The 22,094-nt window shown below is 71.8% G+C and carries 21 protein-coding genes and 2 tRNA genes; 12 read left to right on the forward strand and 11 right to left on the reverse strand.

Annotation, left to right across the window (positions count from 1 at the left end; all coding sequences use genetic code 11):
- Positions 1–129 precede the first annotated feature (129 nt).
- Positions 130–215 (reverse strand) — tRNA-Leu (locus tag G443_RS16085).
- A 131-nt stretch (positions 216–346) separates the two neighbouring features.
- On the opposite strand from G443_RS16085, the gene G443_RS16090 reads away from it, so the two are divergent.
- From G443_RS16090 to G443_RS16130, 9 genes are all read left to right on the forward strand, one after another.
- The gene (locus tag G443_RS16090) at positions 347–1,552 is read left to right on the forward strand and encodes an FHA domain-containing protein (protein ID WP_253860305.1); all 1,206 of its coding nucleotides are present in this window, start codon (positions 347–349) and stop codon (positions 1,550–1,552) included.
- An 86-nt stretch (positions 1,553–1,638) separates the two neighbouring features.
- A complete protein-coding gene (locus tag G443_RS16095; RefSeq protein ID WP_016700086.1) occupies positions 1,639–2,100 on the forward strand; it encodes an FHA domain-containing protein FhaB/FipA in 462 nt (153 codons plus the stop codon).
- On the forward strand, positions 2,097–3,563 hold the full coding sequence (locus G443_RS16100) for a PP2C family protein-serine/threonine phosphatase (protein ID WP_026417832.1): 1,467 nt from the start codon (positions 2,097–2,099) through the stop codon (positions 3,561–3,563). The genes G443_RS16095 and G443_RS16100 overlap by 4 nt, the downstream gene beginning before the upstream one ends.
- Positions 3,563–5,065, forward strand: coding sequence for an FtsW/RodA/SpoVE family cell cycle protein (locus G443_RS16105; RefSeq protein WP_026417833.1), 1,503 nt, complete (start codon positions 3,563–3,565; stop codon positions 5,063–5,065). The genes G443_RS16100 and G443_RS16105 overlap by 1 nt, the downstream gene beginning before the upstream one ends.
- The gene (locus G443_RS16110) at positions 5,062–6,531 is read left to right on the forward strand and encodes a peptidoglycan D,D-transpeptidase FtsI family protein (RefSeq protein WP_026417834.1); all 1,470 of its coding nucleotides are present in this window, start codon (positions 5,062–5,064) and stop codon (positions 6,529–6,531) included. Before G443_RS16105 ends, G443_RS16110 begins: the two co-directional genes overlap by 4 nt.
- 3 nt (positions 6,532–6,534) lie before the next feature.
- Positions 6,535–8,019, forward strand: coding sequence for a serine/threonine-protein kinase (locus tag G443_RS16115; RefSeq protein WP_026417835.1), 1,485 nt, complete (start codon positions 6,535–6,537; stop codon positions 8,017–8,019).
- Between the two features lie 133 nt (positions 8,020–8,152).
- Entirely contained in the window at positions 8,153–10,105 is a 1,953-nt protein-coding gene (gene pknB, locus G443_RS16120) for a Stk1 family PASTA domain-containing Ser/Thr kinase (RefSeq protein WP_026417836.1), read from the forward strand.
- Positions 10,106–10,165: 60 nt separating this feature from the next.
- The gene (locus G443_RS16125; protein WP_051313633.1) at positions 10,166–10,573 is read left to right on the forward strand and encodes a nuclear transport factor 2 family protein; all 408 of its coding nucleotides are present in this window, start codon (positions 10,166–10,168) and stop codon (positions 10,571–10,573) included.
- Positions 10,574–10,922: 349 nt separating this feature from the next.
- Entirely contained in the window at positions 10,923–11,201 is a 279-nt protein-coding gene (locus tag G443_RS16130; RefSeq protein WP_155886047.1) for a hypothetical protein, read from the forward strand.
- A gap of 151 nt (positions 11,202–11,352) precedes the next feature.
- Here the strand turns inward: G443_RS16130 and G443_RS16135 are convergent, their stop codons facing one another.
- From G443_RS16135 to G443_RS25530, 3 genes are read right to left on the reverse strand one after another with little or no spacing between them, the layout of a single operon-like run.
- Positions 11,353–11,994 carry an aminodeoxychorismate/anthranilate synthase component II gene (locus G443_RS16135; protein WP_026417839.1) on the reverse strand — a complete coding sequence of 214 codons (642 nt, stop codon included), beginning with the start codon at positions 11,992–11,994 and terminating at the stop codon, positions 11,353–11,355.
- 35 nt (positions 11,995–12,029) lie between these two features.
- Positions 12,030–12,206: a hypothetical protein gene (locus tag G443_RS16140; protein ID WP_169731678.1), complete on the reverse strand. Its 177-nt coding sequence runs from the start codon at positions 12,204–12,206 to the stop codon at positions 12,030–12,032.
- Between the two features lie 9 nt (positions 12,207–12,215).
- Positions 12,216–13,220 carry a class E sortase gene (locus G443_RS25530; protein WP_245588706.1) on the reverse strand — a complete coding sequence of 335 codons (1,005 nt, stop codon included), beginning with the start codon at positions 13,218–13,220 and terminating at the stop codon, positions 12,216–12,218.
- Positions 13,221–14,661: 1,441 nt separating this feature from the next.
- On the opposite strand from G443_RS25530, the gene crgA reads away from it, so the two are divergent.
- A complete protein-coding gene (gene crgA / locus G443_RS16150; RefSeq protein WP_026417841.1) occupies positions 14,662–14,928 on the forward strand; it encodes a cell division protein CrgA in 267 nt (88 codons plus the stop codon).
- A 293-nt stretch (positions 14,929–15,221) separates the two neighbouring features.
- Here the strand turns inward: crgA and G443_RS16155 are convergent, their stop codons facing one another.
- Together G443_RS16155 and G443_RS16160 are read right to left on the reverse strand one after the other, a co-directional pair.
- The gene (locus tag G443_RS16155) at positions 15,222–16,145 is read right to left on the reverse strand and encodes a rhomboid family intramembrane serine protease (RefSeq protein WP_026417842.1); all 924 of its coding nucleotides are present in this window, start codon (positions 16,143–16,145) and stop codon (positions 15,222–15,224) included.
- A 75-nt stretch (positions 16,146–16,220) separates the two neighbouring features.
- A complete protein-coding gene (locus G443_RS16160) occupies positions 16,221–16,778 on the reverse strand; it encodes a peptidylprolyl isomerase (RefSeq protein ID WP_026417843.1) in 558 nt (185 codons plus the stop codon).
- Between the two features lie 399 nt (positions 16,779–17,177).
- Here G443_RS16160 and G443_RS16165 point away from each other — a divergent pair, with 399 nt between their 5' ends.
- Positions 17,178–17,510: a hypothetical protein gene (locus G443_RS16165; RefSeq protein ID WP_253860227.1), complete on the forward strand. Its 333-nt coding sequence runs from the start codon at positions 17,178–17,180 to the stop codon at positions 17,508–17,510.
- A gap of 48 nt (positions 17,511–17,558) precedes the next feature.
- On the opposite strand, the gene G443_RS16170 is transcribed toward G443_RS16165, so the two are convergent.
- The 4 genes from G443_RS16170 to G443_RS16185 form a co-directional block, all read right to left on the reverse strand.
- Positions 17,559–18,101 (reverse strand): DUF2020 domain-containing protein, encoded by a 543-nt coding sequence (locus tag G443_RS16170; RefSeq protein ID WP_026417844.1) that lies wholly within the window; start codon positions 18,099–18,101, stop codon positions 17,559–17,561.
- 50 nt (positions 18,102–18,151) lie between these two features.
- Positions 18,152–19,195, reverse strand: a complete 1,044-nt coding sequence (locus G443_RS16175) for a methyltransferase (RefSeq protein ID WP_051313546.1) — start codon at positions 19,193–19,195, stop codon at positions 18,152–18,154.
- Between the two features lie 68 nt (positions 19,196–19,263).
- On the reverse strand, positions 19,264–19,767 hold the full coding sequence (locus G443_RS16180) for a hypothetical protein (RefSeq protein WP_026417845.1): 504 nt from the start codon (positions 19,765–19,767) through the stop codon (positions 19,264–19,266).
- 327 nt (positions 19,768–20,094) lie between these two features.
- Positions 20,095–20,949 (reverse strand): NAD(P)H-binding protein, encoded by an 855-nt coding sequence (locus G443_RS16185; RefSeq protein WP_026417846.1) that lies wholly within the window; start codon positions 20,947–20,949, stop codon positions 20,095–20,097.
- 103 nt (positions 20,950–21,052) lie between these two features.
- Here G443_RS16185 and G443_RS16190 point away from each other — a divergent pair, with 103 nt between their 5' ends.
- The gene (locus G443_RS16190; protein WP_155886048.1) at positions 21,053–21,865 is read left to right on the forward strand and encodes a helix-turn-helix transcriptional regulator; all 813 of its coding nucleotides are present in this window, start codon (positions 21,053–21,055) and stop codon (positions 21,863–21,865) included.
- A 113-nt stretch (positions 21,866–21,978) separates the two neighbouring features.
- Here the strand turns inward: G443_RS16190 and G443_RS16195 are convergent.
- Positions 21,979–22,051, reverse strand: a tRNA-Ala gene (locus tag G443_RS16195).
- Positions 22,052–22,094: the final 43 nt, after the last annotated feature.

The raw sequence follows: 22,094 nt of genomic DNA on the forward strand, positions 1-22,094 counted from the left end.
ACCGCCCGCGCGCGGCGGGCAGGGGACGCCGGGGGTGACGGTGCGCCGGGCTGGGCGGAGGGGGAGCACCCCACGAACGACTACGGGCGGCTCCGCCACGCTGTGCGTGAACCGGAGCCGCCCGTAGGGTGGTGGGCGAGGAGGGAGTTGAACCCTCACGTCCTTACGGACACACGGACCTGAACCGTGCGCGTCTGCCATTCCGCCACTCGCCCGAGTGGAGTTGGTCTCGCTGACCGACGACGAAAGCCTAGCACGCCCCAGAACCTAGTTGGAACGGGGGCATGTCCCACCCCTCCGGCACGGATACGATCGGGGAGGTAGTCGCATCAGGTGGAGGTATGTGGTGGGCCTCGTGCAGCGCTTCGAGCGCCGTCTCGAAGGCGTCATTGGTAACACCTTCGCCCGGGTGTTCGGCGGCAGCGTCGTCCCGCAGGAACTCGCCCAGAGCCTGCAACGCGACGCTGACGGCAACGTCCGGGAACTGGCTGGCGGCCGTCTCCTGGCCCCCAACCACTTCGTGGTAACGCTGGGTCCCGGTGACCACGATCGACTATCAGGCAACGAGCAACAGGTCACCCAGCTGCTCGCTGACTGCGTCAAGGAGCACCTCGCCGAACAAGGGTGGGATACATATGGTGACGTCGTAGTCTCCCTGGAGCGCTCTGAAACGCTGCACACGGGACAGTTCCGAACCAGCTCGTCCGTCGACCCGGATGCGGGTCAGCGGCCGGCACCACCTCGCAACACAGGAGAACGACCCATGAGCCAGCCACCCGGCCAGCAGTACCCCGAGAGCGACCCGTACGGCCAGCCCGGTCAGTACGGGTATGACCAGGGCTACGGCCAGGGCCAGTACGGTTACGACCAGGGCTACGGCCAGGGCCAGCCCGGCTACGACCAGGGCTACGGCCAGCAGCAGCAACAGGGCTACGGCGGCGCCCCCCAGGGCTACGACCAGGGCTACGGCCAGCAGCAACAGGGCTACGGCCAGGGCCAGCCCGGCTACGACCAGGGCTACGGCGGCGCCCCCCAGGGGTACGACCAGGGCTACGGCCAGGGCCAGCCCGGCTACGGCCAGCAGCAGCAGCAGGGCTACGGCGGCGCCCCGCAGGGGTACGACCAGGGCTACAGCGGCGCCCCCCAGGGCTACGACCAGGGCTACGGCCAGCAGCCGCAACAGGGCTACGGCGGCCAGCCCGGCTACGACCAGCAGGGCGCGCCCGGATACGCCCCGCCTGCCGTGCGCACCGGGCCCCGACAGGTGACGGCTATCCTTCAGCTGGACGACGGCTCGAACCGCACCTACACGCTGACCCAGGGCAGCAATGTCGTCGGGCGAGGCCAGGACGCGCACTTCCGGCTGCCCGACACCGGTGTCTCCCGGCGCCACCTGGAGATCACCTGGGATGGGCAGAGTGCGACGCTGGCCGACCTCGGTTCCACCAACGGGACCACGGTCAACGGCAACTCGGTGCAGACTTGGCAGCTTGCCGACGGTGACGTCGTCCGCATCGGCCACTCGTCCCTGGTGTTCCGGAGCCAGGGCTGAGCCGGCCGTACCTTTTGGGTGTCCTCCAGGCGGGAGCGGTCGGAGACAGTGGAAGACGGGTATCCCCACGCGGGTGGGGGTGAAACGTGCCAGAGCTGGTGATTCAGCTGACCAGAGCGGGATTCCTCGCTCTGCTCTGGTTGTTCGTGCTGGCCGCGCTCCGGGTGGTTCGCTCCGATCTCTACGCTGCCTCCGGGTTGCGGGCGTCGGTGCCGAACACCCGGCGGGCGCAGCCTCGGCAGCCCAAGGGCGCGAAGTCTCCCCGGCAGCTCCTGGTCACCCAGGGCGCGCTGGCGGGGACGCGAATCGCCCTGGACGGCCGGCCCATCTCGATCGGCAGGGCGGACGATTCCACGCTGGTGCTCGACGACGACTACGCCTCGACACGGCACGCGCGGCTGGTGCTGCGCGGCAGTGACTGGTACGTGGAGGACCTCGGCTCCACCAACGGCACCTACCTCGACCGGGCGAAGGTCACGGGTCCGACCCGAGTCCCGCTCAGGGCCCCGATCCGTATTGGCAAGACGGTGATCGAGCTGCACTCATGACCCTCGTCCTCCGCTACGCGGCCCGCAGTGACCGTGGACTGGTTCGTTCCAACAACCAGGACTCCGTCTACGCCGGCCCCCGACTCCTGGCCCTCGCCGACGGCATGGGCGGCCACGCCGCGGGCGAGGTCGCGAGCAAGGTCGTCATCGCGGCCCTCGCGCCCCTCGACGACGACGAGCCGGGCGACGACCTCCTCGGCCAGCTCGAGGACGCCGTCAGCAACGGCAACGGCATGCTCAACGAGCTGGTCGCCGGTGATCCCGAACTGGAGGGGATGGGCACCACGCTGACCGCGGTGCTCTTCGCCGGGAGCCGGCTCGGGCTGGTCCACGTCGGCGACTCCCGGGCCTACCTGCTGCGGGACAGCACCCTCGGCCAGATCACCCACGACGACACCTTCGTGCAGTCGCTGATCGACGAGGGCCGCATCACCGAACAGGATGCCGCCAACCATCCCCAGCGTTCGCTGTTGTTGCGCGCGTTGACCGGCAACGACGTCGAACTGACCCTCACCGTCCGGGAGGCGAGAGCGGGCGACCGCTACCTGCTCTGCTCGGACGGGCTCTCCGGCGTCGTCACCCACGAGACGCTGGACGAGGCCCTGCGCATCACCGATCCGCAGGCCTGTGCCGACCGCCTCATCGAGCTGGCGCTCAAGAGCGGCGGCCCGGACAACGTCACCGTGATCGTCGCGGACGTCGTCGACGTGGAGTTCGGGGAGAACGCCCCCATCGTCGGTGGTGCCGCTGGTGACGGCAGCGAGGATCCCCCGCCACCCGACTCGGCCGCCGCCCGCGCCTCGGCCACGACGTTGCCAAGACCGGCACGACCGGAACCGACCCGCGCCGCCGAACCCGAGCAGCCCAGGAAGGGGCGGCTCCGACTGGCGCTCGTCATGCTCCTGGTGCTCGTGCTCCTCGGCGTCGGCGGGTTCTTCGGCTACAGCTGGGTGATGGGCCAGTACTTCGTCGGCACCGCCGCCGACGACCGGGTCGCCATCTTCCAGGGTGTCCAGGGCTCGTTACTCGGCGTTCCCTTCCAGCGGGAGGTCGAGGGCTCCTGCGAACCGGACGCGACCGACTGCGCCGAGATCAGCGTCACCGACCTGAAGCCGGCCGCGCAGGACACCGTGCGCGGCGGGATCATCAACGAGAGCCTCCAGGAAGCCAGGAACACCATCGCCCGGCTGCGCACCGAGCAGCTGCTCCCGCCGTGCTCCTCCGAGGACGACGAGGTCGGCCAGGGCACCAGGGGTGACGGCGAGGGGACCAGGCCCCAGGACGAGGACGCCGGCGGCGACGCCCCCGGCTCGGTCTCGCCGAACGCGATCTCCGACGTCGGGGAAGCGGACACCGACGAGGCGGCGGACAAGTCCGCCCTCTCCCGGCCCGCCGAGACGGCGGTCGAGGAGCAGCCCGAGCCCAGCGAGCAGCCCGGGGTGGACTGCCGGGTGGTCGGGTGATGTCGCAGCCGATGAACCAGCCCTCACCGCCGGGCGACGAGTCACCGACCGTCGCCACGGCGCCGGCCGGGCCTCCGCCGCCGCCGACGCGGCGGACCACTGAGCTGTGGCTGCTCGCCTTCTCGGCCGCGCTGCTGAGCATCGCCAACATCCTGGTGGACGCCAACCAGGAAGCCGCGCTGACCTCGCAGATCCTGTACAACGGGGCCGCGTTCCTCGCGTTGTTCGCCGCCGCGCACTTCGCGGTGCGCAAGTGGGCGCCCTACGCCGACCCGCTGATCCTGCCCTTCGCGGCCCTGCTGAACGGGCTGGGCCTGGTGATGATCCACCGGATCGACCTCGCGATGGCCTCCCGGCTGGAGATCAACCCCGAGGACGCGCAGGCCGCGTTCTACGGCGGCCCGCTGGTCGGCCGGCAGATCATGTGGATGGTCATCGGGGTCGCCTTCTTCATCCTCACGCTGTGGCGGATCAAGGACCACCGCCCGCTGGCGAAGTACGGCTACACCTGCGGCCTGGTCGGGTTGGTCGCGCTGGCTCTGCCCGGGATCATCCCGTTCTCCTCGATCGCGCCGACGGTCAACGGCGCGAAGATCTGGTTGCGATTCCCTGGCGGCTTCTCCATCCAGCCGGGTGAGTTCGCGAAGATCCTGTTGATGATCTTCTTCGCGTCCTTCCTGGTCTCGAAGCGGGAGCTGTTCACCGCCGCCGGTCGCACGTTCCTGAGGATGAACTGGCCCCGGGCCCGGGACATGGCGCCGCTCTTCGTCGCCTGGGGCGCCTCGGTGGGGGTCCTGGTCTTCGAACGGGACCTCGGCACCTCGCTGCTGTTCTTCGGCATGGTCCTGGTGATGCTCTACATCGCCACCGAACGCGCGGCCTGGGTCGTGCTGGGGTTGACGCTGTTCGTCGGTGGGTGCCTCGTCGCGTACCAGCTCTTCGGGCACGTCCGGCAGCGGATCGCGAACTGGATGGACCCCTTCGCCACCTACGACGAGGCCGGCGGCGGCTACCAGATCGTGCAGTCGCTGTTCAGCCTCGGTTCCGGGGGGATCTTCGGCAGCGGCCTGGGGTCGGGGCGGCCGGACATCGTGCCGGAGCCGCACACGGACTTCATCACCGTCGGGATGGGTGAGGAGATGGGCTTCGTCGGCCTGAGCGCCGTGCTCATCCTCTACCTGCTGCTGGTCATGCGCGGCCTGCGGTCGGCGCTGGCGGTGCGGGACAGCTTCGGCAAGCTGCTGGCGGGCGGTCTCGCGTTCACCCTCGGCCTCCAGGTGTTCATCGTCGTCGGCGGCGTGACCAAGCTCATCCCCTCCACCGGCATCACCGCGCCGTTCCTCTCCTACGGCGGGTCCTCGCTGCTGGCCAACTACATCCTGATCGCGCTGCTGCTGCGGATCTCGGACGCGGCGCGGCGCCCGGCGGCGCCGCCGAAGCCGAAGCCGAAGCAGGCGCCGATCGCGGAGGCACACACGGAGATGGTGGCGCGCCCGACATGAACACACCGCTGAGGCGAGTCTCACTGTTCGTGATGCTGTTGGTCGTCGCGCTGATGGCCAACCTCACCTACATCCAGGTGATCAAGGCGGACGAGTACCGCACCGATCCCCGGAACAGCGTCCGGAAGTCCCTGGAGGAGTACTCCCGGAAGCGGGGGGACATCCTCGCCGGCGACCAGGTGATCGCGAGCGCCGTGGAGACCGGGGGGCGGCTTCGGTTCCAGCGCACGTACTCGGCCGGTCCGGTGTACGCGCCGATCACCGGGTTCTTCTCGGACCGGTACGGCAGCCGGGGCATCGAGGCGGTGGAGAACGACGTCCTCAACGGTTCGGACGACCGGCTGTTCGTGCGGCGGTTGTCCGACCTGATCACCGGGCGGGACCCGGAGGGCGGGAAGATCCGGCTGACGGTCGACCCCCACGTGCAGCAGGTCGCCTACGACCAGCTGGCGGACCGGGGGTTCACCGGGTCGATCGTGGCGCTGGACCCGAAGACCGGGGCGATCCTCGCCATGGCGAACACGCCGTCCTACGACCCGAGCCCGCTGGCCGACCACGACAACAACGTGCAGGCCGAGGCGTGGGCGGAGTACACGGAACGGGAGGACGGCCCGATGCGGAACCGGGCCATCCAGGAGATCCAGCCCCCGGGGTCGACGTTCAAGCTGATCACCGCCGCCGCCGCCTTGGAGAACGGCTGGCGGTCGGACACCGGCGTCAGCCCGGATCCGGTGGTCACCCTGCCGAACACCAGCACCGACCTGCCGAACTTCAACCGCAACCCCTGCGGCGACGGGCAGTCGGCGACGCTGAAGGATGCCGTGGCCGAGTCCTGCAACGTGCCGTTCGCGGAGATCTCCGGGGAGCTGGGCGCGGACACCATGCGGGAGACGGCGCGGTCGTTCGGGTTCGACGAGGAGATCTTCATCCCGATCCGGGTGGCGGCCTCGGGCATGGGTGAGCTGGGCGACGTGGCGCAGCTGTACCAGGCGGGGATCGGGCAGCGGGACGTCCGGGTGACCCCGATGCAGAACGCGATGATGGCGGCGACCATCGCCAACGGTGGAACGCGGATGTCCCCCTACCTGGTGGACAGCATCCTGGGCCCGGACCTGTCGACGCTGGACAGCACATCGCCCGACGAGCTGAACCAGGCCATCTCCCCGGAGACGGCGGCCACGCTCACCGACATGATGATCGCCTCCGAGGAGTACACCGGTGGCGGAGGTGACGTCCTGCCGAACGTCACGGTGGCGTCGAAGACGGGGACCGCGCAGTGGGGGACCGACCCGGGGGCGAACCCGCCGCACGCCTGGTACGTGGCCTTCGCGCCCGCCGAGGACCCGCAGGTCGCGGTGGCCGTGCTGGTGGAGAGCGGCGGGGACCGCAGTCTGGGTGCCACCGGTGGCAAGGTCGCCGCGCCCCTCGGGCGTGAGGTGATGCGGGCCGCCCTCGGAGGTGGCTGACCAGTGCTGACCTCCGGCCAGCTGCTCGCGGACCGCTACCGCCTGGGTAACCGGATCGCGGTCGGTGGCATGGGCGAGGTGTGGGAGGCCTCGGACACCCGCCTGGACCGGACGGTCGCCGTGAAGGTGCTGAAACCGGAGCTGTGCGGCAACGCCGAGTTCCTGCACCGCTTCCGGACCGAGGCGAGGATGACGGCCTCGCTGAACCACCAGAACATCGCCTCGGTGCACGACTACGGCGAGACGGCGGCGGTCGCGGGTGGCCCCGAGGACACCGCCTACCTGGTGATGGAGCGAGTGGTCGGTGACCCGCTCGCCGCGATCATCGCCACGCAGGGCCGGCTGACCGCGGAACGGACGCTGGACGTCCTGGAGCAGGCCGGCCACGCGTTGCAGGCCGCCCACGAACGCGGACTGGTGCACCGGGACGTGAAACCCGGCAACATCCTGGTGTCCCCGGACGGTCGGGTGAAGCTGACGGACTTCGGCATCGCCAAGGCGGCGGACGCCGCCCCGGTGACCAGGTCCGGAATGGTGATGGGAACGGCGCACTACATCGCCCCCGAACAGGCGCTGGGCGGGGAGGCCGAACCGACGAGTGACGTGTACTCGCTGGCGGTGGTGGGTTACGAGTGCCTGATGGGGCACCGCCCGTTCGTGTCGGACAACGCGGTCACGGTCGCGATGATGCACATCCGTGAGTTGCCGCCGCCACTTCCGGTGGATGTACCACCCGCGGTGCGGGCGCTGATCGACGCGACCCTGGTCAAGGACCCGCGTCGTCGCTACCGTAGCGGAGGCGAGTTCGCCGCGGCCGTGGCCGCAGTGCGGGCTGGCCGACCGCTGCCGCCGCCGTCCGGACTGGCTCCTCAGCTCGGGGTTCCGCTCGCGGCCACGACCGGCCCGGTGCCGAGCGTCCCGGCCGGGATGCCGCCGCAACCAGCCGGTGTCGTGGGTGGGGGCCCGCCTCACCCGGTCGGCGCCGGTCATCAGGCCCCCTACCCGGGGCCGGGTCACGGCCCTCCCCCTCCGAACGGGGGGCGAACCGCGCTGTGGGTGACGGTGGTGCTCCTGCTCGTCGCGGCGGTGGCCGTATCGGTGTGGGGCGTCACCCGCATCCTCGGGCACAATCAGGAACCGACATCCCACGACACGCCGGTGGAGAGGACGGACACGGGAGAGGAGTTCAGTGAGGTTCCCGGTCAGCAGCGGTACCCGGGGGACACCCGCCCCACCGACGATCCCGCCGGCGGTGGTCCGCCGGACCGGACGCCGGGGGTGATGGTCGACCCCCGCGAGTTGCTCGGGAGGTCAGCCGACGTGGTGGCCGACGCGCTCCGCGAGCAGGGGCTCGAACCTCGCCTGCGCACGGAGGAGGACGAGGGTACGCCGAAGGACCCGGCACACTGTTGGGTCGACCTGGTTGTCCCGGCCCAGGGCGAGGTGCCGGTCGGAACCGAGGTCGAGGTGTGGTGCACGCAGGAGTAGGGGCGGGGCACGCCCGGCGCGGCCGCGGCCGCACCAGCCGGTCCGCCACTCCCGAGGAGTGGCGGGGGTTTGGTGCCGGCCGTCGGGCAGGCATCATGAGACGACCGTTGACGAGGATCGGGACGACGTAGTAATGAGCACGCAGCGCCTGCTCTCCAACCGCTACGAACTGGGCGGAACGCTCGGTTACGGAGGCATGTCCGAGGTCCACCAGGGCCGGGACGTCCGCCTCAGCAGGGACGTGGCCGTGAAGGTGCTGCGTGCCGACCTGGCGAGGGACCCGACGTTCCAGCTCCGTTTCCGCCGGGAGGCGCAGAACGCGGCCGCGCTCAACCATCCGGCGATCGTCGCCGTGTACGACACCGGGGAGACCGAGACCGAGTACGGTCCCCTCCCCTACATCGTCATGGAGTACGTCGACGGCCGAACCCTGCGGGACATGGTCAAGGGCGACGGGCCGCTGTCCAACCGCCGGGCCATGGAGGTCATGGCCGACGCCTGCGCCGCGCTCGACTTCAGCCACCGGCACGGCATCATCCACCGGGACGTCAAGCCGGCGAACATCATGATCACGAAGTCCGGCGCGGTCAAGGTGATGGACTTCGGGATCGCCAGGGCCCTGCACGACGGTCAGGCCGCGGTCACGCAGACGGCCGCGGTGATCGGCACCGCGCAGTACCTGTCGCCGGAGCAGGCGCGGGGCGAGGCGGTGGACGCCCGCAGTGACGTGTACGCGGCGGGCTGCGTCCTCTTCGAGCTGCTCACCGGGGAGCCCCCGTTCACCGGCGACTCGCCGGTCGCGGTCGCCTACCAGCACGTGCGGGAGGACCCGAGGCGTCCCTCCGAGGTCAACTCACGGGTGTCCGCCGCCCTGGACGCGATCGTCCTCAAGGCGATGAGCAAGAACCCGGCGAACCGCTACCAGTCCGCAGCCGAGATGCGCACCGACCTGGTCCGGGTGCTCTCGGGCCAGCGTCCCTCCGCTCCGATGGTGATGACGGACGAGGAACGGACCTCGATGATGGGGGCCGACGAGGGCGCGGACGGTGGGCGCCACCGGTCGGACGAGGACGACGACTACGACGAGCTCGCCGAGGAGGAGGAGCGCCGCCGCCGGCGTCGCAAGGGTTGGACGGCCGCGCTCGTCACGGTGCTGTGCGTGGTGGTGCTGGGCCTCGGCGCGTGGTGGGCCAGTGGTCTGCTCGGCAACCAGCAGGAACCCGACCCAGGACCCGGTGTCGACGAACCGGTGCTCGTGAACGTCCCCGACCTGGTGGGTCTTCCCGCCGAGGAGGCCGCCGCGGAGCTGGAGGAGCTCGGGCTCGTCGGCGAGGAGAACGAGGAGGCGTCCGACGAGGTCGAGGAGGGGATGGTGATCCGCTCCGAACCGGGTCTCGGCTCGGAGGTCCAGGAGGGGGACACGGTCGCCTACTGGGTGAGCACCGGCCCGGACAGCGTCGAGGTACCCGACCTCAGCAGGATGACCTCGGACGACGCGAAGCGGCGGTTGGAGGAGCTCGGTCTGGACCTCGACCCGGCCTACAGCTACGAGCAGACCTCGGACTCGAGCCTGGTGGACCGGGTGGTCGCGCAGACGCCCGCCGCGGGTTCCGGCCCCGTCCCGGTGGGGACGTCGGTGTCCATCACGCTGGGCCGCGAGCGGGAGCAGTCCACCGTGCCCTCGGTCGTGGGCCAGCAGTTCGACTCGGCGGAGAGCCTGTTGAGCAGTCTCGGCTTCGAGGTGTCGCGGCGGAACGTCAGCGGTAGCCAACCGGCCGGTGAGGTGGTGGCCCAGTCGCCCGAGTCGGGGTCCAAGGTCGACCCGGGAGCGACGATCACGCTCGACGTGTCCGAGGGTGACCAGCTCACGATGACGGACCTGGCGGGCATGACGGTGGATGAGGCCCGGGACGCGCTGGGACAGGACGGCTGGACGGGTTCCCTCGAGGAGACCGAGGTCCCGGTGGACAACCTGGAGCAGGACGGGCAGATCCTCAGCCAGTCCCCCTCGCCGGGGGCGACGCTCGGTCGCAACCAGAGCGTCCAGGTCCAGGTGGGTTCGTTCAGCGTCCTCCCCTCCGGCTGAGGTCGCTGGGCGGGCCTCGCGGCTCCGTGCTGGGCCGGTCGGTCCCGTACGCTGATGGTCATGGACAGCTCCGCCCAGGACCACGTGCGGGGCACGACGGACCGTTACCTGAGCCGGTTGGCGGCCGGAGACGTGACCGGCGTGCTTGCGCTGTTCTCGGACGACGGCGTGGTCAGCTCCCCGATGACCGGCCGCATCCCCGCCCGGGAGTTCTACCCCGAACTCGCGGCCGCGACGCAGCGGTCGGCGGTGACTCCCTTGGACGTGTTCGTCTCGGTCGCCGACACGCGGCGGGCGGCGGTGCGGTTCCGGTACGACTGGCGGCTCCCGGACGGCCAGCCGACCTCCTTCGACTGCGTGGATGTGTTGACGTTCACCGAGGACTGGTCGATCGCCGAGCTGCGGATCGTCTACGACACCCACCCGCTGCGCGCCGCCTGGCGGGCGAGCCTGCGCGGGACGCGCTGAGGCGACTGCCCTTCGGGCGCCGGCCGGCACGTCACCGGGTGGTGTGGGCGGCCGCTGACCGCTCGGCCCCGCCTCGGGGCCGGGGTGCTCCCGGTGGCGTCGCCACTGGCCGGGGTTCCGGAGGTGGTGGTCCGGGCCGGGTGGGGTGGCCCCCCGACGTGCTCGACGGTCCGTTGACGATTCGTCACCGTCCGCGATATCGGTGCCCCGATCGCGTCGCTGCCCGGCCCGCTCCCTCCCCCGGCCGGGCGGGTCCCCCTCGGCTGACTGACTCCACGTTGCGTTCATCGGCGTAGGCGGTGACGCTGGATCCCCGGCACGAGGTGCCGTGGGTGCCGAGGAGGTGGAGGTGTCTGGGATGGTCAAGTACGACGGTCGCTTTCACGCCGACGTGACCTGCTGGGATGCCTGGGGCGCGGAGGAGTTGTTCACCGTGGAGGCGGACGCGGTGCAGGTGCGGCTCACCTCGCCCGCGGGGAGCCGGGTGGGTCTGACCCCGAACGCGGCCCGCGAGCTGGCCGACGCGATCAGGTTCTCCATCGCCACCACCATCCGGCAGCGTAGGGCGGCGGCGTTCCCCCGGCCGCGCCCGGAGGGCGCTCCCGCCCCGGACACCCCTCCGGGTTGAGCGGGCGTCGTGCGGGACCCGTGCCGGGGATCGACTGGTACGCGGTTCGAGGCCCGCCCCGGCCGTCAGCGTGGCACCGGTGCCACGCTGGTCGCTCCCACTCGACGAGGCGGACCGGCCACACCGGAAGCGGAGGGGTGCGCGGCGCGCCTCACGTCCTGGCCGCGAGAGCGACCGCGCGCATGCCCCGTTCGAGTTCGAGCACGGTGCCCTCCGGCACCTGGTGGCCGCAGTGGCGGAGCCAGTTCGCGAGCATCCGGTGGCCACCGTCGGTGAGCACCGACTCGGGGTGGAACTGGACACCTTCCACGGGCAGCTCGCGGTGGCGCATGGCCATGACGACCCCGCTCCCGGTGCGTCCGGTGACCTCGAACTCGGCTGGCACCGTGCTCGGACGGACCGTCAGGGAGTGGTAGCGGGTGGCGGTGAAGGGCCGGGGGAGGCCGGCGAGCACACCGAGGCCCTCGTGGTGGACCTCGCTCGTCTTCCCGTGCAGCAGTTCCGGAGCGCGTTCGATGACGGCACCCCACACCGCGCCGATCGCCTGGTGGCCGAGGCACACGCCGAGCAGGGGGAGCCGGGCGTCCGCCGCGCGGCGGACGACCTCCATGCTGACCCCGGCCCGCTCCGGGGTCCCGGGGCCCGGGCTGAGCAGCACGCCGTCCACGCGGGTGAGGTCCGACCACTCGACCTCGTCGTTCCGGCGCACGACGCAGTCGACGTCGAGCTGCGCCAGGTACTGGACCAGGTTGTAGACGAAGCTGTCGTAGTTGTCGACGACGAGAACGCGCACGTGGACAGGCTAGCCCAGTCGTCCACCCACGCGGCTCAACCCACCGTGTTGCCGTCCGAGGGGACGTCGACGTTGTTCCACGGGAGCTGGGGCTCCACCCACGGGAACACGACGAAGAGCAGCAACGCGGAGACGCCAGCCACGAGGACGAGCGCCAACACCAACCGGACCGCGAAGGGCCCGGGCAGGTGCCGCCAGATCCAGCCGTACACCGATGCCTCCTAGGACTGGGACAGCTCGGGCGGAGGGCCGGCGCCCTCGCCTTCCTTGGGGTACTGCGCGGTCAACAGCCCGTGGATGATCATCCGCTGGCGGTCGGAGTACCTCGGGTGACAGGTGGTCAGGGTGATGAGCGGCCGTGCCTCGGGGACGGTGATGTCCGCTTCCCGGTTGCTGGGCACCGGGAGGATGACCTCCCCCTGGCTGGGGTCGACGATGTGCCGCCCCACCACGCCGCCGTAGATGCCACCGCCCTCCACGTCCGGTTGGAGGAGGGAGGGCACGTCGACGCACTCCGGGCGCTCGGCGCGGGTGGCTTCCCAGTCGGCGAGTTCGTCCTCCATCGGGAGCACCCGGTAGACGTACCAGTTGTCCCGGTCCTCGATGACGAGGGAGTCGCAGCTGCGCAGCCGGTCGAGGTTGTTGAAGGGGGAACCCCAGCCGTCGCGGTGACCGGCGATCGAGAAGTTCCCGACCTCGCCGGGCATGGCGGTGTTGACGTAGTGCCCGACCCCGATCTGGAGGTGGCTGTCGGAGGTGCCCTCGACGATCGGCATGTGGTAGTCGGGGCCGAACGACGGGATGAACAGTTGCGCGAAGGTGTCGCCCTCGAGGACGGACACCGCCTCCCCGCGTTCGTTCTCCCCCGCGGCCCAACGCTCCTGCAACTCCACCTCCGCCTGCGCGCGGTTCCGCGCGGCGAACCAGTCGGTGACGAAGACCTCGTAGACGACGAACAGCAGGACGACCATGCCGGCGGTGAGCATCAGCTCACCGACGGATCGGGCGACCACCCGCCCGGCGCCCTCCCGCCGGCGCGGTGGCTTCCCGACGTCCGCCGCCCCCTCGGCGCGCCCGGCGTTCGGCTCGTCGTCCGGCTCCTCGTCGTGGTCCGGGTGCTCGTCGACCGTCGTCCCGCGCTGCTCGGCGTCGGTGTCGTGGCGGCCCGGGCGGTCGGGGACCGGGGGGATGAGCTCGGTGGGTTGGTCGAGCTCCTCGGGTGGCACCGCTGCCGGGGCGTGGGCGGGCCTCGCCCCGCTGGGGGGACGGGGGGACGGGGGGCCGACCCGCCGACGACGACCGCCGACGGGGGGCAGCTGCTGGGTGGCGCCGGGTTCGGCCGGGGCGCCAGGGGGCGGTGGGGTGTGGGGTCCCGGGTCGAGTCGGGCGTTCAGGCTCCCCGCCTGGGGACGGACCGGGTGGGGCTCCCCTTCGGGGAACGGGGTGGCCGTCGTGGGTTCGGCACCTGGCAGTCGACCGCGCACGGTCGGCGGGGTCTCGCCGCCGGGCCACGAGGTCTCGGAGGCGAGGTGCGGGTCCTGTTCCCTCGGCCGCGGGGTCCCACCGGGCACCGCTCCGGCGGGGTGGGGTGGTGGTGGGGCGGCGCGGCGACGCGGGGGACGGCCCTCACCGGGCGGTGGGGTCTCGTGCGCGGTCGGGGCGGGGGGTTCGGGTGCCCGTCGCCTGCGCCTGCCCTCGCCGGTGTGCCCCGGAGGGGGGTAGCCCGGTGGGGGGTTCTCGACCGGGTGGTTCTGGCCCGCGCCGGGCCAGCTGGGCGGATCGAGGTCGCCGTCCCGGCGCCGTTGGGCGCGGGTGCGTTGCGGGGCGCCCTCCTGCCCTGCCGGAGGCCGGCGGGTCAGGGGGCCGGTGCGCGGGGCGGCTCGGCCGCCCGCCCCTTCGTCCGGTTCGCGGTAGCGGTGCCGCTCGGGACGGGACGGTCCCTCGTGCGGGGCCTGCCGTGGTGGGTGGGGGGGTTCGGCCGGTTGCCGGTCCGCGACGGGCCAGTGCTCCTCGTCCTCGGGGAACCCCTCCGCTCGGGGTTCCTCCGACCGTGCGTGCCGACGGGGATGGGGCGGCGGTTGATGACGAGATCCGGGACGAGCACCGAACTGGTCCCCCGTCGGCGGGAACTCATTCACCACGCAACCTCCTGGCTCGGGTCCGCCGACCCGGGGGTCGGCGGGCATGCCTCTGACGCCGGAACGGCGCCGAGGGCGGCTGGCTCGTTCCGGGACGAACCTCGCAGCTCGTGCGTCCCCGACGGCGCGCGCCACGGCGTCGGTACGTCGGTGGGGACGGGCGGCCGCGGCGTGCGCGCTCTGACAGGGTAGTGGTCACCTCACCGGGCGCGGTGACTTCCCGGCCCCCGGTGCGCGCCCGAGTGGGGATCGACCCGGTGCGCGGGCGCGCCACCCGGATCCGTGAGGAGGCACGGGACGACCGCACGAGCCCGGCGCGCCGCGCCCAGGGCGGCCGGGGAGCGGGCGGGATCACCTGGCTCCCTTCGGCCGTGGGCGACGTGCTGTGGGGCTCACACCTGTCCTTCGCGGCGGTCTTCCACTACGTTAACGTGGTCGTTGTGTCGGGTCGGCCACCCCGCGAAACGCGGTCGTCCCGTCGTCAACGATCAGACGTCGTCGAACACCGGCCAACGCAGGCGAGGACACCATGCCGAAGTCCAAGGTCCGCAAGAAGGATGTCTACACCCCGCCGCCGGACAAACGTACTCCAGTGAAGGCGAAGGCGATCGGCCCCTCGCACCCGCTGTACGTCGCGGTGATGCTCGGGGTGATGGTGCTCGGGCTGCTGTGGCTGATCGTGAACTACATCGCCGGTGACCGGATTCCGCTGATGGCGGAGTTGGGTTCCTGGAACTTCCTCGTCGGCTTCGCGTTGATGATCACCGGCCTGCTGATGACGATGCGGTGGCGTTGACCGCCCCTGAACGAGTTCCTTCCCCCGACCCGGACGTGTCATCGCGTTCGGGTCGTTCGCTGTTCGGCCCCGAATCACTCACCCCGGGTCACCGAAGTACACGGATGTAAGTAATCCCCACTGGGGACAACTCCTGTGGATAACTTTGCGCCCCGAGGCACAAGCGGCCGGTCGGAGCGGGTCAGTTGTCCACAGCCCCGACCGGTCGCTCCCCGATCCGATCGGCCGCGCCACCCCGGTGGCGCGGGTCGACGTCACGACGGGTCATCGACCGGCCGGGAGGGACGGTCCGCTCAGAGCGTCAACGGCACGCACCAGGTGCCGTCGGCCGCGCATCCCCAGGGGCCGAGCTGGGCGTCCCGCAACAGGAACGCCACCGCGAGCAGCACGAGGATCCCGACGATGGTGCCGACCTGGACGGCCGTTCGCCTCTCCCGGGGAGCGAAGACCATGCCCGCCGTGGCCAGCGAGCCGACGAGCAGTCCGCCGAGGTGCCCGAGCAGGGAGATACCCGGGATCAGCACGCTGATCACGAGGTTGATGCCGATGAGCAGCAGGGCCTGCCTGGGGTTGACCTTGAGCCGCAGCGCCGCGACGGCGACGCCGCCCATCAGTCCGAAGACCGCGCCGGAGGCGCCGGCGACGCTGGTCTGCATGCTGCCGAGCAGGAACACGGCGATGCTGCCGCCGAACAGCGAGACCAGGTAGACGGCGACGAACCGGAGACGGCCGAGCAGCGACTCCAGGTCACGCCCCAGGATCCACAGCGCGTACATGTTGACGAGCAGGTGGAACGGACCGATGTGCAGGAACCCCGCGGTGAGCAGGCGCCACCACTCGCCGGCGGCCACCTGGGGCGGCCAGAGCGACCACTGGGCGAAGAGCTCCGAGTTGGCGTTGTTCATCGGGTCCCGAGCCAGGATCGCGGTCGCCACGAAGACGAGCACGTTGATGGCCAGCAGGACCGGGACGACCACTGGTTTGGTGGCCACCCTGGCTCCGGCCACCGTCACCGGGCGCCGCACGTCGCGTTGCCCCGCGCTCACGCACTCCACGCACTGCGAGCCGACGGCCGCCTCCCGCAGGCAGTCCGGGCAGGCCGGGCGCTCGCAGCGGGTGCAGCGCAGCCACGTCTCCCGGTCCGGGTGCCGGAAGCAGCCCGGTGGGCGTGGGGTGGTGTCCCCGGTCTCGTGCGACGGTTCCGATGGCACGGTCATGGCGTGGCCCCCGCTTCTGACGGCTCGGCTGATCGGACACGACCGGCGGCGCTGGGCCGCCCGGCGAAGGGCGCCCTACTCGGGGTCGGAGACCTCGACCGTCACCTGGTCGATGACCACGTCGGTGACCGGGCGGTCGTGTGCCGCCGTCGCGGTACCCGCGATGGCGTCGACGACGTTGCGCGACTCCTGGTCGGCGACCTGGCCGAAGATGGTGTGCTTGAAGTTCAGGTGCGTGGTGGGCACCACGGTGATGAAGAACTGCGAGCCGTTGGTGCCGGGGCCGGAGTTCGCCATCGCGAGCAGGTAGGGCCGGTTGAACTGGAGCTCCGGGTGGAACTCGTCCTGGAACCGGTATCCGGGGCCGCCGCGGCCGGTCCCGGTCGGGTCACCCGTCTGGATCATGAATCCGTTGATGACCCGGTGGAAGATGACGCCGTCGTAGAACGGGCCGGACCGCTCTCCCCGCGCGTTCGGCTCCGAGTACTCGGCCGTACCCGTGGCGAGCCCCACGAAGTTCCGCACGGTTTTCGGGGCCTTGTCCGGGTAAAGGGCGAGACGGATGTCGCCCTGCGAGGTGTGCAGGACGGCCGTCACCACCTTCCCGACGAGTGATTCCTTGCTGTCTACCACTGGTCCATCGTGCCATCCGAGCGAACCAGGCATAGAAGCGGCAGGATCGGGGCAACCCCCGGACGACAGTGCTGTCCGTACCGCGCTGATCTCCACAGACGGGGGCCAGCCGGATTCCACGGCATCGGTCACGGACGTTGGGGAGGGAACGTTGGACGAGGTGAAGGCGATGGCGACGGCCGGCGAGTCAATGGGCCGGGCGGTCGGTACCGGGATCAGGACGGTGCGGGAGGGCGCTCAGCGAGCGGGTCGCTCGGGGCGCGAGCCTCCCGGGACGCCGCCCGGCGGGCCGAGGACGGGCTCGCCAGGCGGGGGCTGGCTCCCGGCCAACTCGCCGAACTGATCGACGAGAACGCGAAGAACGCTCGGAAGGGCCTGGACAGGAGGAAGAAGAAGCTGGTGAAGCAGCGGGCGAAGGCACAGAAGCAGCTGAGGAAGGCGGCCAAGGAGGCGCGGGCCGAGCTGGCGAAGCAGAACCGCCCGCGCCGACGCCGGTGGCCCTGGGTGTTGGCGGCGCTCGTGGCGGCGGGTGCCGCGGCGGTGGCGGCGTCGAAGCGCCAGGAGGAGGAGCTGTTCCTCGCCGAGGCGGACCTCAGCCCCGAACCCTCCGAGGCCGAGTCCGACCGGAAGCGGCAGGGTGACCCCTTGGCCAACGGGGTGACCGACGCCTCCCGCAACGGGAGCGGTGAGAGCGCGAACTCCGACACGGGCGAGCACAGCCGGAAGCGCTGAGGCCGCCCGCCAGGTGCTGCGGGGAGGCCGTCGGCGTCCCGGCCGGTGTCAGAGGCCGAGGCCGCCGATGGCCTCCTCGACCATCGCCCTGGCGGGGAAGCTCTGCTGCTGGTTGGTCCTCGCCACCACGGCCGCCCCCTTCTCCGGGTGGTAGACGGCGAAGACGCCGCCGTCGGTGCCGCTGGCCAGCCCGCCGGTCCAGCCGCCCGGCAGGTCGGCGCTCTGGGAGTCCGCCACCGGCGCCTCCTGGTCGACCAGTGCCTTCGCGGTCCACGGCTCGCCGACGAAGACCCGGATCCGGAACTGCTCCCGCCCGTCCGCCCGGTAGAAGAAGCAGGACGGGTGCGGCTCGTCATCGCCCAGCCGGACGGACGCGACGCGCTGACCGTTGACGTCCTCGACGCTCGCGGTGGCCAGGTAGGGGCAGTCACCGTCCACGACCGGCTCGACCGGCGGCGGTGGAACCTCACTCGGGCTGACGTAGGAGGTCACGGCGGGTGGCGTGGTGGCCATGTCCTCCGGCTGCTCCGTGGAGCACGCCGCCAGCAGGGCGACGGCGGCGAGAGCGGCTGCGGTGGCGGGACGTCTCATAGCGGGTTCAGTCAACCACGTGCTGATCACCCGGGCCCGCGCCCCTCCCCTCACACCGCGCTGGCCTCCAGCACGTGCAGGTTCACCTCACCCGGCACGGTGACGACACGGTCCAGGCGCAGTCCGGCGGCGCCGAAGAGGTCCTGGTACTCGCGCGACCGCCGTTCACGGCCCCCGCCGGTCACCATCATCTCCATGTCGTCGAGCGCGCTCAGCAGGGCGGCCTCGGGGCTGTGGTCGTCGTCCCACTCCGGTACGAGGCCCGTCACGACGAGGAGGGACGCCCCGCCCGGCTCCACCGCCGCCCGGCAGCGCCGCAGGACCACCAGCGCCTCCTCGTCCGACCAGCCGCGCAGCAGGTTGCTCAGCAGGTAGCCGTCCCCGCCCCTGGGCACGACCGCGAAGCAGTCGCCCTCCTCGGCGACGCACCGCTCGCCGACCCCGGCCTCATCCAGCACCCCCAGGGCCGCCGACAGGCCCGGTTCGGCGGCGAGGACGGTCGCCCGGCAGTCGGGGTGCCGGCGCAGCACCTGGGCCAGCAGGGTGCCGTCTCCCCCGCCGAGGTCCACCAGGTGGCGGTAGCGGGAGAAGTCGTACCCGTCCACCAGTGCCCTGGCCTGGGCCTCCGCCACCGCTCGTGCCCCGGGCCGGAACGCGAACCGCTCGGGGGCTGCCCCGGCGTCGTGGGGAGGCTCCCCGTTCGGTGCGGGCCGTGCCACCGGTGTTCCCGTCCGCACCGCCGCCTCCAGCCCACCCCAGGCCGCCCACCGGCCCGGTTCGGCGTACGTCGACAGCACGGCGCCCACGGCCCCGGGGACGTCGTCGCGCAGCGACCGCCCCAGCGAGGTGAGGCGGAAGAGCTCCTCCCCCTCCCGTTCCAGCACGCCGATGCCCGCCAGGGCCCTGAGCAGTCGGCTGAGCCCCTCGACGCTGGCACCGCACTCCGCCGCGAGCTCCGGTGTGCTCCTCGCGTCGTCTCCCAGCAGGCCGGGCAGGTCCAACCGCAGCCCGACGGCCGTGATGCGGGACAGGGCGAATCCGAACAGCAGGGGAGCGAGCCGGTCGTGCGGCGGGGCGGGGCCATCCTCGGACATCGTCACCTCACAGTCGCCACGGGCGGGTCCCCGGCGTGGTCCGCCCGGGGCCACGCGGTTCCGCCGGGTCATCTCGCACGGTGCCGCCAGCTCAGCCGGCCCGCACCGTCGGCGACGGTCCGCGCCCTGAGCCGGCCGTGGCGGGCCACGCCACCCACGACCAGCGTTCGGCCGGGATCCCGGCACCGGCTGACCCGGTCGCTCACCCGGAACCGGACGGCGTGGATCTGGTCGGTGCGGACCGCCGTGTGCGGCGGGACCAGGAGGACGCAGTGCACCTCACGCAGGTCCAGCGTGAGGTGCACGACGGGAGCCGTGAACCTGGCGGTCGCCATGTCCAGCAGCACCGCGCAGCGGGTGGCGGCCACCTGGAGCCGCCCCGGGACGGTCCACGCCCCGGTGCGGACCAGGCGGTCGCCGGTCGCAGTCAGCCGCAGGCCGCCCCGTTCCGGGTGCGGTCGTGGGAGGTCCTGGTGCTCGGGTGGCCGCCGTGGCGTCCCGACGGGGTCGTCGGCGAGTTCGAGGAAGCCAGGCCCGGCACCGCCGGACGAACGCCACGGGTGGACATCCATGTGCCGAGCGTAACCATGACCCCACCCTGTCGAGAAGACGTACGCGGCTCCCGGGGCAAGTTGCTCCAACCGGACATCGCCGTCCGGCACAGGCACCCGGACGTTCGACAACACCACCCCCCGAAGGTGTGAAAGGCATTTCTCCTGGATGGAACGGGCCGCCAGCCGGAGATCGGGCGGGCACCGGTCCGGCGAGCGGTGGCCGGGCCCCCGCATGGCGGCGACCGCCACCGCCCAGGCGTCGAACCCGACCCTCCCCGCCCGTCGCCCTCCCCGGATCGACGGGCGCTGGCCCCCGGGCTCACCAGCACACCTCGGGAGCGGACATCACCCGCCGAACCTCGACAGGTGGTCCACCGCCCACTTCTCGAAGGTCGCGGCCGGGCGGCCCAACACCTCCTCGACGGTCCGGGTGAGCACGGCGTTCCCGCCGGACCTCGCCCACCCCGTCCCGGCGACGGCGAGCTCCATCGCCGTGCTGTCCCAGCCGTCCTCCTCCATGCGCCCGCGCATGGCCGGCAACGGCAGGTCCTCCACGCGCAACGTCCTCCCCAGGAGCCGGCCCAACACCTCCGCCTGGTCGGCCGCGCTGATCAGCTCGGGACCGGTCAGGGTGAGGGTCCGCCCGAGGGAGTGGTCACCCACCAGCTCGGCGACCGCGACGCCGGCCACGTCCCTCGGGTCGATGACACCCTGCCTGGCGCCGCCGACCGGGTCGGGCACGACACCGTCCACGGCGATCGACCGCGCCCACCCCAGGGTGTTCGAGGCGAAGGTCGAGGGCCGGAGCACCGTCCAGTCCAGCCCGCTGCCGCGGACCGCGTCCTCGGTCTCCTGGTGCCAGCTCCCCACCAGCTGACCGTTCCACCACTCCCCCGTCCCGATCGCCGACAGCTTCACGACGCGCCGAACACCGGCGGAGACCGCCGCGTCCAGCAGGGCGACGTCGTGCGCCACGGTCGGCGGGTTGGGCACGGTCACCAACAGGACCGCGCTCACCCCGTCGAGGGCGCGGCGCAACGAGTCCGGATCGGTGAAGTCCCCTTGGACCGCCTCCACCCCGGACAGGGTCGGAACCGAGGACGGGGTTCTCGAGAGTGCGCGGACGGGGTGTTCTCCTCCCGCGAGCAGACGCAGGACATTGCCGCCGATGGCGCCCGTGGCGCCGGTAACCAGAATCACGCCTGCCAGCATGCTGGGAGGGCCGGAGCGGTGACTTGCAGATTTCGGCGGTCCTCCCGTGGACCGGTTCCGGGACGGGGACAACGTGCGTACCGTCCTGGACGTGCCTGATGGGAACCTCTCGTCCTCGTTGCCCGCCGTGTTGCGCCCGTGGTTGTCGGACGTCCGGGCGGCGGTCGCCGACGCCGGGGGCACGACCGTGGTGGAGGAACCCGACACCTCGGTCACGCTGCTGTTCTGGTCCGGGGGTGGCGGTGCCGTGGTGTTGGGGCCGAGGACGAGGGCCACCTACCGCCGGGGCGAGGCCGGGGGCGGCTGCGTCCGGATGCGGGTCAGGGCCGGGCGGGCGGAGCAACTGCTGGGACGCGGGGTTCGCGGACTTGGCGACCGGGCCGTGCCGCTGCGGGAGCTGTGGGGTGAGCCGGACGACTCGCTGCCGGCCACGTGGTGGGAACGGGAACATCGGGACCCCGCCGGTTTCCGGCAAGCGGCTCTCAGCTGGCTCGCCGAAGCGGCGACCCGCCGCCTGTCGTCCGCCCCACCGACCTCCTCGGTGCTGGCGAGAGCGGAGCTGGCGGAAGCCGCGGCCTCCGCCCTGTCCGACCTGGTACCCCGGGGTGGCGTGCGCGAGGTGTCCAGGCAGCTGTACGTCAGCGAACGGCAGCTCCGGGACGCCTTCACCAGCGCGGTGGGGATCGCACCGAAACGCTTCGCCCGGCTCAACCGCATCCGGTCCGTCCTGGCGCGCGCCGAGCGGGGTCAGCTGGCCACCCTCGCCGCCGAGACCGGGTACCACGACCAGGCGCACCTGACGACGGACTTCCGGAGGGTGATGGGAGTGCCGCCAGGTGCCTACGCGGCGGGGCGCATCCCGGTCGGACCGCGGTGCCGGCCAGGCAGCGGGAACACCGGATGAGGTGGGCGGTGGGGCGGTGGGGATGACCAGGGGTTCGGTGGAACCCGTCTCGGGTCCACCGCCCTCTCCCAACGGCCCAGGCACGACGTGGAGCGTGCCATCGTTGATCTGGGTGGAGACGAGGGGAATCGAACCCCTAACCCCCGCCTTGCAAAGGCGGTGCTCTGCCAATTGAGCTACGTCCCCCGGGCGCACCAGTGGTGACCACCCCGCTCAGGCCTTCCGAGGC

It is taken from the genome of Actinoalloteichus caeruleus DSM 43889, from assembly GCF_000429185.2.
GTDB lineage: Bacteria > Actinomycetota > Actinomycetes > Mycobacteriales > Pseudonocardiaceae > Actinoalloteichus_B > Actinoalloteichus_B caeruleus.

Coding starts and splice junctions, on each gene's coding strand:
- G443_RS16110 (WP_026417834.1), top strand. CDS start 5,062: ATGAACACACCGCTGAGGCGAGTCTCACTGTTCGTGATGCTGTTGGTC.
- crgA (WP_026417841.1), top strand. CDS start 14,662: ATGCCGAAGTCCAAGGTCCGCAAGAAGGATGTCTACACCCCGCCGCCG.
- G443_RS16105 (WP_026417833.1), top strand. CDS start 3,563: ATGTCGCAGCCGATGAACCAGCCCTCACCGCCGGGCGACGAGTCACCG.
- G443_RS16170 (WP_026417844.1), bottom strand. CDS start 18,101: ATGAGACGTCCCGCCACCGCAGCCGCTCTCGCCGCCGTCGCCCTGCTG.
- G443_RS16155 (WP_026417842.1), bottom strand. CDS start 16,145: ATGACCGTGCCATCGGAACCGTCGCACGAGACCGGGGACACCACCCCA.
- pknB (WP_026417836.1), top strand. CDS start 8,153: ATGAGCACGCAGCGCCTGCTCTCCAACCGCTACGAACTGGGCGGAACG.
- G443_RS16180 (WP_026417845.1), bottom strand. CDS start 19,767: ATGGATGTCCACCCGTGGCGTTCGTCCGGCGGTGCCGGGCCTGGCTTC.
- G443_RS16100 (WP_026417832.1), top strand. CDS start 2,097: ATGACCCTCGTCCTCCGCTACGCGGCCCGCAGTGACCGTGGACTGGTT.
- G443_RS16175 (WP_051313546.1), bottom strand. CDS start 19,195: ATGTCCGAGGATGGCCCCGCCCCGCCGCACGACCGGCTCGCTCCCCTG.
- G443_RS16125 (WP_051313633.1), top strand. CDS start 10,166: ATGGACAGCTCCGCCCAGGACCACGTGCGGGGCACGACGGACCGTTAC.